This window comes from Dermacoccus sp. BD5, assembly GCF_044878485.1.
In the GTDB taxonomy this organism is placed as follows: Bacteria; Actinomycetota; Actinomycetes; order Actinomycetales; family Dermatophilaceae; genus Dermacoccus; species Dermacoccus nishinomiyaensis.
On the sequence record NZ_JANJER010000021.1, the window covers coordinates 24926 to 33959 of the forward strand.

The 9034-nt window shown below is 69.4% G+C and carries 9 protein-coding genes; 4 read left to right on the forward strand and 5 right to left on the reverse strand.

All coding sequences use genetic code 11. The features are described 5' to 3' along the window. Positions 1–17: 17 nt before the first annotated feature. Together NQ706_RS12555 and NQ706_RS12560 are read left to right on the forward strand one after the other, a co-directional pair. A complete protein-coding gene (locus NQ706_RS12555; protein WP_006945077.1) occupies positions 18–653 on the forward strand; it encodes an FMN-binding negative transcriptional regulator in 636 nt (211 codons plus the stop codon). A gap of 70 nt (positions 654–723) precedes the next feature. Beyond that, a complete protein-coding gene (locus tag NQ706_RS12560) occupies positions 724–3693 on the forward strand; it encodes a DUF4132 domain-containing protein (RefSeq protein WP_038569896.1) in 2970 nt (989 codons plus the stop codon). A gap of 113 nt (positions 3694–3806) precedes the next feature. Here NQ706_RS12560 and NQ706_RS12565 read toward each other — a convergent pair whose 3' ends face one another. From NQ706_RS12565 to NQ706_RS12580, 4 genes are all read right to left on the reverse strand, one after another. Continuing rightward, complete coding sequence (locus NQ706_RS12565; RefSeq protein WP_038566018.1) at positions 3807–4361, reverse strand: hypothetical protein; 555 nt, start codon at positions 4359–4361, stop codon at positions 3807–3809. Between the two features lie 21 nt (positions 4362–4382). Beyond that, positions 4383–5783: a deoxyribodipyrimidine photo-lyase gene (locus NQ706_RS12570; protein ID WP_038566022.1), complete on the reverse strand. Its 1401-nt coding sequence runs from the start codon at positions 5781–5783 to the stop codon at positions 4383–4385. 205 nt (positions 5784–5988) lie between these two features. Further along, entirely contained in the window at positions 5989–6324 is a 336-nt protein-coding gene (locus tag NQ706_RS12575) for a DUF3072 domain-containing protein (protein ID WP_369815069.1), read from the reverse strand. Positions 6325–6525: 201 nt separating this feature from the next. Next, positions 6526–6714 carry a hypothetical protein gene (locus tag NQ706_RS12580; RefSeq protein ID WP_038566027.1) on the reverse strand — a complete coding sequence of 63 codons (189 nt, stop codon included), beginning with the start codon at positions 6712–6714 and terminating at the stop codon, positions 6526–6528. 188 nt (positions 6715–6902) lie between these two features. Here NQ706_RS12580 and NQ706_RS12585 point away from each other — a divergent pair, with 188 nt between their 5' ends. Both NQ706_RS12585 and NQ706_RS12590 read left to right on the forward strand, forming a co-directional pair. Further along, positions 6903–7679 carry a GTPase domain-containing protein gene (locus tag NQ706_RS12585; protein ID WP_038566032.1) on the forward strand — a complete coding sequence of 259 codons (777 nt, stop codon included), beginning with the start codon at positions 6903–6905 and terminating at the stop codon, positions 7677–7679. Positions 7680–7823: 144 nt separating this feature from the next. Then, positions 7824–8624: a hypothetical protein gene (locus NQ706_RS12590; RefSeq protein ID WP_038566036.1), complete on the forward strand. Its 801-nt coding sequence runs from the start codon at positions 7824–7826 to the stop codon at positions 8622–8624. A gap of 78 nt (positions 8625–8702) precedes the next feature. Here NQ706_RS12590 and NQ706_RS12595 read toward each other — a convergent pair whose 3' ends face one another. Then, a complete protein-coding gene (locus NQ706_RS12595) occupies positions 8703–8897 on the reverse strand; it encodes an alpha/beta-hydrolase family protein (protein WP_038566040.1) in 195 nt (64 codons plus the stop codon). Positions 8898–9034: the final 137 nt, after the last annotated feature.

The window sequence follows — 9034 nt, forward strand, 5'->3', positions numbered from 1 at the left end:
GCGCGAGACTGGGTGTCATGGCCTACAATCCGCCGCACGATGCCGTCACGGACGTCGAGACGATCGCCGCGTTCATGGCGAAACACCCGCTCGCGACGCTCATCACGCACGACGGCGTGACGCCGCAAGCCGACATGGTCCCGCTGCTGCTCGTCGACGATGACGACGCGCCGTCGGGCAAGGCCCTCATCGGGCACGTCGCGCGCGCGAACCCGCTGTGGGAAGCGGGCCGTCACGAGGGGCTGAGCCTCGCGACGTTCGGGCCGGTCGAGCACTACGTCTCGCCGACCTGGTACCCGAGCAAGGCCGAGCACCATCGCGTCGTCCCCACGTGGAACTACCTCGTCGCCCATGCCTGGGGCGAGCTGCAGGTGCATGACGACGCCCGATGGGTGCGCGGCGTCGTCGCTCGCCTCACCGGGGTGATGGAAGGCGAGCGCGACGAGCCGTGGCGCATGGGACAGGCACCCTGTGACTATCTCGACGACATGCTGACGAAGATCGTCGGCATCCGAATCCCCGTGCACCGCATGGAAGCTCGCTTCAAGATCTCGGCGCATCGCAGTGACGCCGACCGCCTCGGGGCACGCGACGGCATCGCCGCCGAGCTGAACGGTCGCGCTGCGCAGGAACTCGCCGACGAGATGGGCTGAGTCGACTTCTGCGACGGGCCGAGAGCACGGGCTGCAGCGAGTCACCCAACGCATCGACTAGAACAGATACATGAAGCAGACGCTGACGCTGACCGCGGGCTCGTCGAACAAGTTCTGGAGTGTCGAGACCACCGGATGCGACGTCACGGTGCGTTACGGCCGCAACGGTACGAAGGGCGTGTCGAAGACGACTCGCTTCGCGACTCCCGCCGAGGCGGAGGCCGCCGCCGTCAAGCAGCGCGACGCCAAGATCGCCAAGGGGTACGAGCCGGTCGACGCCGGTGCGGGCGTTGGCGGCCACCCGGCGGCCGGCGATCGGACCGCGAGCGTTCCGAGCGATGACGTCACGCCGGTCAGCCCGTTGCCGCCGGCCGTCGAGGCATCGGCTCCAGCCGCCCCCGACACGTCGAGCGCCCCCACGGTCTTCGATGCGGCCGACCGTGACGACATCGGGCTCATCGGGACGTCGCCGTTCACCGATGGGTACCGCATCGAGAACATCCCCGTGGCAGCCTTCTCGAACGAGGCCGCCGACGTCGACGCCGAGCGAGCACGCTTTGAATCGATCGCGCACGGTGTCGGGCTGCAGAGCTGGAACATCAAGAGTGCGGCTTGGGTGTTCGACGAAGCGCCGTTCGTCGACGTGCCCCCGGTCGCCGTCGCTGAGGCGTGGCAGATGTGGCTGTTCTCCGACCCGTTGCCGAACCGCGAAGCGAGCGCCGCCCTCGAGGACGTGCTCACTCCGGTGTTGGCCGCGCTGAACGGTGTCGAATGGGTGCTCGACCAGAAGAACGCCAGCACCCTGGGGGCTTTCGCCTCACGTGCCCTCATGCCGCTGGCGTCGGACGAGCTCGCATCGGCGATCGCGGCCCGAGCGTCGGAGCCGCTGCCTCCGGTGATGGTCGCGTACGACTCGTCGCCGAGCGATGATTTCGTCCACGCCGCGATCCTGCGGCCAGGAGACACCGAGGTGATCGCCGCACTGGACGCGTGGAACCCACGTGATCACGCTCACGGCAATCCGAGCGTCCATGACCACCTCGGCCATCTCCTGCTGTATCCGACCGTGCCGCAGCGGGTGGCGGCGTTCCGGCGATGGGGGCTCGAGTTCGCGCAGGACACCAAAACCACCACGCTCTCGGCCTGGATCCACGCCACGGGCCGTGAGGGGTTGACGTGCATCCTCGACTCCCTCGAGGCCGGCTCAGCGCCCTTCGCCGAAGGTCTCGTCGAACTCGCCGGCGCAATGCTGACGGGCCCCGGGGCGGCAGCGTTCTTCATCGATGCTCTGACGCGCAACGGCGCTCCGGCAGCGCGTGCTTGGCTGACGCGCCACCTCGGATCCGCCGCGAGAGCCGACCTCGACCGTGCGGGCGCCGAGGCGTTGGCGCCGTTTCTTCGTGAACTGTCACCCACCGCTCTCACCGGAGCGCGCCGGCATGCCGCACCGCAGGTGGCACGCGTCATCGACGCCATCGCCGACGACCGCGCCCTGCCCGATGTCGCGTGCCCGCAGCTGTCGGAAACCCTCGATGCCGTGGGTGCGAGCGCCACACCGACGTTGCGGCAACTCGTCACCCGGCTCCCGCGGCTTCGAGTGGGGGAAGGCGCACTCGGCACAGACGAGACCGCTCGCCTTCTCGCCGCACTGGCCCAGGGACTCGACGCGCCGGAGCGCGCCTCCCTCGCCGGCGCGCTCGAGGTTCTCGACACGGCGAGCGCCGATGCGTTCGCCACGGCCCTCCTCGGCGCGTGGCTGTCGTCGGGCGGACCGGCGAAGTCGAGCTGGATGCTCACCGAAGGCGCGCGGCTCGGCGATCTGCGCCACGTCGCGGTGCTCGCTCCCCTCGTCGAACGATGGGGAACGACGAAGGCCGCTCGCGCGAAACAGGGCATCGACGCGCTCGGCGCGAACGGATCCGACGCTGCCCTGTCGCATCTTCTCGCCGTGACGACAGGCCGCGGCAAGCCGGCTCTGCGCGCGCACGCGAAGACGCGCATGGACGAGGCTGCGGCCGCTCGCGGCCTCGACCGTTGCCAGCTCGCCGACCGGGTCACACCCACGTTCGGGCTGGACGCCGGCCCGCGGGTGTTCTCGTACGGCGAGCGTCGCTTCGCGGCGTCACTCGATGCCTCGGCGAAGGTCACCGTCACCGAGATCGACGCCGACGATGCCCCCGTCGGCGCGCCACGCACCGCTCTCCCGCCCGCGCGCGCCGGTGAGGACGCAGAGCAGGTACGGGCGGTCAAGGCCGATTTCTCGCTCTTCAAGAAGGAACTGACGAAGGCCGTCGCGACGCAGGCGAAGCGGTACGAGTCGGCGATGATGTCGGGTTACCGCTGGCTCATGCGGGACGTCGTCGACCACATCGTCGGCCATCCCGTGCTCGGGCCCGTCGCGGCGCAGATCGTCTGGGCGCGTTACGAGTTCGGCATCGTGACGGCGACGTTCCGCTTCGTCGGCGGCGAGACGATGGATGTCGACGGCGGTCGTGTCGAGGTGCCGCAGGACGCCGAGGTGGGCGTCGTCCATGCCGTCGAACTGACCCCACAGCAACGCGACGCCTGGATCCTGACGATGCTGACGGCAGGTGGTGCGGCCCCCTTCCAGCAGTGTGAGCGACCGATCTTCACGCTCACCGAGGAGGGGGCGGAGAACGTGCAGCTGCCGGGAGTGCCGACCCGTGAGATCGCCGCGACCTCGCTCGTCGGCTTGCTCGCTCGGCACGGTTTCGAGCGTGGGCCGTCCGTCGATGCCGGCCTCGCCTTCCAGTACGGGCTTCGAGCGGAGAGCGCTGATCTGACGATCCTGATCACCCACGGCGGCATCCCGACGTCGGCGCCCCACGAGCATCCACCGATTCGCATCCTCAACGTGGTGCCGGTGCGCGGCCTCCTGGATCCGAGAGAACTCGACGAACCGGAAGCCTTCGGCGAGCGCCTCGTCCCGTGGAAGCACGTGCCGGCGTCGGTCACGAGTGAGGTGTTGGCGATGTTGGACGCGACTCTTGCGACTGCGCCTGATGAGGAACGGAGCTGAGTTCCGCCACTGAGCGGCAAGGTCGCGCGCTCAGGAGGCCGCCGACGCGATGAGCGACGACGACGCCTCCTCACGCATCGCCGAGGCCTGAAACGCGACGAACCCGCCGGCGCTCACGCGTCGTCGCGAGGCAGCCGGATCGTGATGTTTCGCAGGCGCTGCCCGGGCTGGATGAGCAGGCGAGCCTCGCCGATGGCCCGCAGCAGTCGCAGCGACCCGTAGACAAGGATGAAGGCGAGCGGGAGCTCGATGAAGGCCGCCGAGAGGATCGACCAGATGCGATCCTCCGGCGCCACGGTCGTCACGTCGAACCACGCGTCACAGACGAGCAGCATGCCCGTCGTGAACGAGCAGAGGATGACGAGCTGGCGCCGACGCCACGCGCACCACGCGGTCGCCGCCATGAAGGCGAGCAGGATGACGTCGAACCCCACCCACGCGAACCGCCAGTTGTGCGCCTCGTACACGGGCGGCAGCGCGAACGCGAGGTAGATGATCCACGGCACCAACCCGATCGTGCAGACGGCCATGAGGGCGAGGCGCACCCGACGCACCGTATCGAGGCGTCTGACGAAGCGCGGCGACAACGTCGGCGTCTTCTCCAGACGTCGCATGAGATCGCGACGCTGCTCGAACGTCATCGGCTCGATCTGGTCGTCGCTCAGCATGGGCTCAGCCTGCCACGCCGATCACTTCGTCTGCTCGTACGCGGCGAGTGCGGCCTTGCGCGTCTGGGCGAGGTCGACGATGGGTTCGCGGCCGTCGTCAGCGCCCCAGCGGCGGACGTAGCGCTCGTCGGGGTCGAACTTCTTGCGCTGCGTCTCCGGGTTGAAGACGCGGAAGTACGGTGCGGCGTCGGCGCCGCACCCGGCGACCCACTGCCAGTTGAACGGGTTGCTCGCGGCGTCGGCGTCGACGAGCGTGTCCCAGAACCACTCCTCACCGATGCGCCAGTCGATGAGCAGGTTCTTCGTCAGGAACGACGCGACGACCATACGCACGCGGTTGTGCATCGTGCCCGTCTCCCACAGCTCGCGCATGCCCGCGTCGACGAGCGGGACGCCCGTCTCGCCCTTCTCCCATGCGAGCAGCGCGTCCTCGTCGAGCGGCGGCCAAGGGAACGCGTCGAACTTCCGATTGAGGTTCACCTCGTGAAGGTCAGGGTTCTCGTAGAGCGTGTGCCACGCGAACTCGCGCCAACCGACCTCCGACAAGAACGTCTCGACGTCTTTGCCACTGCGCCGCGCCGCATGCCAGATCGCCTGCGGGCTGATCTCCCCGAAGCGCAGATGCGGCGAGAGGCGGGACGTCGCCGGCTTCGACGGTTCGTCGCGTTGGGTGGCGTAGTGGACGACGGCGTCGTCGAGGAAGTCGGCGAGCAGCTCGTGCGCGGCGTCCTCGCCCGGCGTCCAGGCCCTGGCGATGCCGGTCGACCAGTCGGGTTTCGTCGGCAGCAATGCCCAGGTGTCGAGGTCGTCACTCGCCTGGCCGGCCTGCTCGACGAGTGCGGACGGCGGGGTGAGCGCTGACGGCGCGCCGAGCGGCTCACGTGGCTCGGACTCGCTCAGGCACGCCTTCCAGAACGGCGTGAACACGCGGTACGGGGTGCCACCACCCGTTGAGATGGTCCACGGCTCGAACAGCAGGTTCGCCGCATACGAGTGCACCTCGACGTCGCGCTCGGCGAGCGCTTCCTTGATCCCGGCGTCGACGGCGCGCTCCGGCCCGCCGTATCGGCGATTCCAGCCGACGAAGTCGACGTCGAACGTCTCGACCACATCGAGGACGACGTCGTGCGCGGCGTCGCGTCGCAGGACGAGCGGGATGCCGAGCGCCTCGAGCTTCTCGCGCAAGGCGACGAGCGAGTGATGCAGCCACCACTTCACCGCGCCGCCGAGCGGGCGGAGGCCGTCCGATTCCTCGTCGAGGACGAAGAGCGCGACGACGCCCGCGGGCTCGGACGACGCGCCGTCATCCGACTCCTGCGAGCCTTGGGAGCCCTGTGAGGTGACGGCGTGATCGACCGCCGCACGCAGCGCCGGATGGTCGAACGTACGCAGGTCGTCACGGAACCAGACGAGGGAAGTCATGGAAGCCATTGTGGGGTGTGACGATTAGCGCCGGGAATCATCGACACGTCATTCGGTGCGTGCTCGAGCCCCGGTGGGGGCATGACCCGTGGTCACCGCGCAGTGCGCCGCCCTCTCGTCGCAGCGCACCTCCGCCCGACCTGGCGCCACATGTTCCACGTGAAACATGTCGCGCCGGGCCGACCGGTGGCGTCTGGCAGTTGCCTCAGTTGCCCTGCGCGCCCTGCTGGTTGACGCGGTTGTTCGAACCCTGGAGGCGATCGATGTGCTTGCTCGCCTCGGCCTTCGTCAGCGTGGCGGGCAGTGTCTCGCCCGCCTCCTTGGCGAGTGTGTCGAGGTACGACTTCTGCGCCTCGGTCATCGGCTCGTCGCCGGTGGCCCACTCGTCGGGGTCCCGCTGCAGGGAGGCATCGTTCGGGCCACCCTGCGTCGGCTCCGTCGCGCCGAGCATGTCCTGGCCCTGCTGAGCCTGACCGTTCGGGGCGCCCGGAGCGGGCGCCCCGAGGGTGTCGTCGGGCTGATTCGTGTTCATGTCAGTCATGCTCGTGAGGCTAGACCGAGGCACCGACAACCGCTACACCCTCGGGCGTGATTTCGTCGGCGCGACGCAGGCGCACAACAGATCCGGCGCACCGTCAGACGCGTCACGCCGTCGCCGGATCGCCGTCGAGACTTCCAGGGACAGAGCGGGCCGTGACCTCGGGGTCAGGGGCCGGCCGGCACCTGGTCGGAGGCACTCAGCTCACTGGTTGGGCGTACGGGGGCTGGTGCCGCCGGTCGTCTTGTCGGGCACGGCGTCGGCGCCGTTGACGTTCGTCTCACTGTCGGTGCCGAAACCGCTGCCGCCTTCGGAGACCTCCCCGGCGCCGCCGGGCTTCTGGCCGTCCGCGTCGTCGTTCTTGGCTGCTTCGTGGATGTCTTCGCGAGTCATGTCTTCACTCTAGGACGCGCAGGCCGCTGGTTCACCACCCACGCGGATGGTCGGACGCGGCGAGCGCGCAGCACCGCGAAGGCGTCGGAGAAACCCCCGGAGAGGCGTTTCGACGCCGTTTCGGGTTGACTAGAGGGCAAAGTGCTCGGCGCCCCGGCGTCGAACGAGCCTCTGCCGAAAGGTGAACCGTGACCTCGAAGAACACCGGTGCCCGCCACAACGCCGGCCTTGCCGCTGCCGGCGCCAGCCTGGCCGGAACGGCCCTCACCGCCCTCACCGCGGCACCCGAGAAGATCTCCTCCCTCGTGCATCGCCGCTACCCGACGGTCGCCGTCACGGGCATGACGGGCGTCGGCAAGACGCGCCTCGTCGACCGTCTCGCGCGCCGCACGAGCCCCGACGCCGTCACCGAGGCAGGCTCGGCGACGATGGAGCGTCGGACGTCGAAGTCGCCGCGGCTCAAGGGTTTCCGCTTCCGCGTCGTGCCCGGCGACAACGCCGCGACGCGCCTCGCAGCCCTCGACGAGGTGTTCTACGAGGAGCCGGTCGACGGCATCGTCCACGTCGTCTCCTACGGCCACGCGACGCCGCGACGCGCCGGCGGCACGAGCGGCGCGGCGCCGTCACGCACGCGCGACGAGCAGCTCGCCGCGGAGCTGGAGGACTGGACGATCACCGCGCACCGCATCGCCGCGATGGCGGTGCGCCGAGCCAAGCCGATGTGGGTCGTCATTGCCGTGACGAAGGCCGACCTCTACCCGAACGACATCGACGCGGCCGTCGACTACTACTCACCCGGCAGCGGTTCGCCGTTCGCCGCGAAGCTCGACGAACTGCGCTCCCTCGCCGGTGGAGCAACGATCTCGATCGACGTCCTGCCCGTCAGCGCCGAGAACTCCAAGGAGCTCGACGCCCTTGTCGGCAAGCTCGAATCCCGCATGGCGGCGCTCAGCGGCCACCTGTGACGTGAGCGAATCGGGCTGCCGGGCACGAGTTTCGGCCGGGTCGTCTCGGTCGGCATGGCGCCTTCGCCACGGCCGCTATCTCTGCCACAGTGGAGGTGCGGCACGGCGTGACGTGTCGGCACCGTTCGACGACAAGGGGAACTCATGCGCACCGTCCCAGCTCTCACCGCCGCGGGCCTGCTGACGCTCGCGCTCGCCGCGTGCGGAAATGGCCAGGACGGCGCGTCGCAGAACGCCACGGTGGCGCAGTCGTCCGCGTCGTCGACGACGCAGCAGGCCGCACCGAGCCAGACGCCCTCCGAGCGCAGCTCTTCCGCGTCGACGTCGTCTACGTTTTCGAGCACTCCCTCCAGCGCGGCCGCGAGCGCCTCGTCCACGTCGCCGAGCACGAGCGACGGTGCGTCGGCGAGCGACCCCGCAGCGCCGCAGGCGAGCGCAACCGGCTCGGGCGCGGCGCCGTCCGGCAGTCAGGACTCGGCGGGCCCGACCGCCTCGGCGAGCAGCGCGCCGTCGACGAGCGGCACCGCGACGGCATATGCCTACGCCGCGACAGGATGGTCGCAGTTCACGACGCCCACGGGCCGCAACTGGTGCGACATGACGAAGGGCGTCGTCGGCTGCCACCTCACCCCCGAGGTGTCGGCGAAGCACGGCGGCGCGAACTACGTCATGCTGACGCCGAAGGGCGTCGGTTTCCTCACCGGTGACCCCGGTTTCGACACCGACGGCGAGGCTGCGCGCTGGACGTCGAGCGTGCCGAACGCACCGGTGACGACGAAGGACGGCACGGCCGTGCTCGGCTACGGCAGCAGCTTCACCTCCGCAGGAACGACGTGCACGAGCAACGTCAGCGGCATGACGTGCACGAACGCGGTCGCGAGCTTCACCGTCAGCACCGGTGGGGTGACGATGACGGGCAAGCTCGATCCGACGCGTCAGAACTGACGGCCCGCCAGATCATTGCCCGCAAACGCGTCGAGGATGACGCGTTTCCGGGCGATGATCGCTGACGGCGAGCGCGCCTCAGCGGCGCCCGACGGCGTCGATGATGGCATCCTCGCGCGAGCCGGGGTCGACGTCGAGCACCTTCGCCCAGGCCGGCACCATCTCGGCGCCGAAGTAGCGGTGACCGTAACCGCCGGGCACCTCGTTGGAGACGAGCATGTCGGCGCTGACCTGCCAGAAGGTGACGAACGGAGCCCAGCTCATCTGCGCCATCGGCGTGTTGTCGGCTCTTCACGAACGAGGGTGTAGTCGGTTGAGCGCGTCAGTGGCCGGGTAGGGGTCGAGGTCTCCCGGATGATGGAAGTTCTTCACGCTCGCCATCCCGAAAGACCTCGACGTGCTCCACCCTA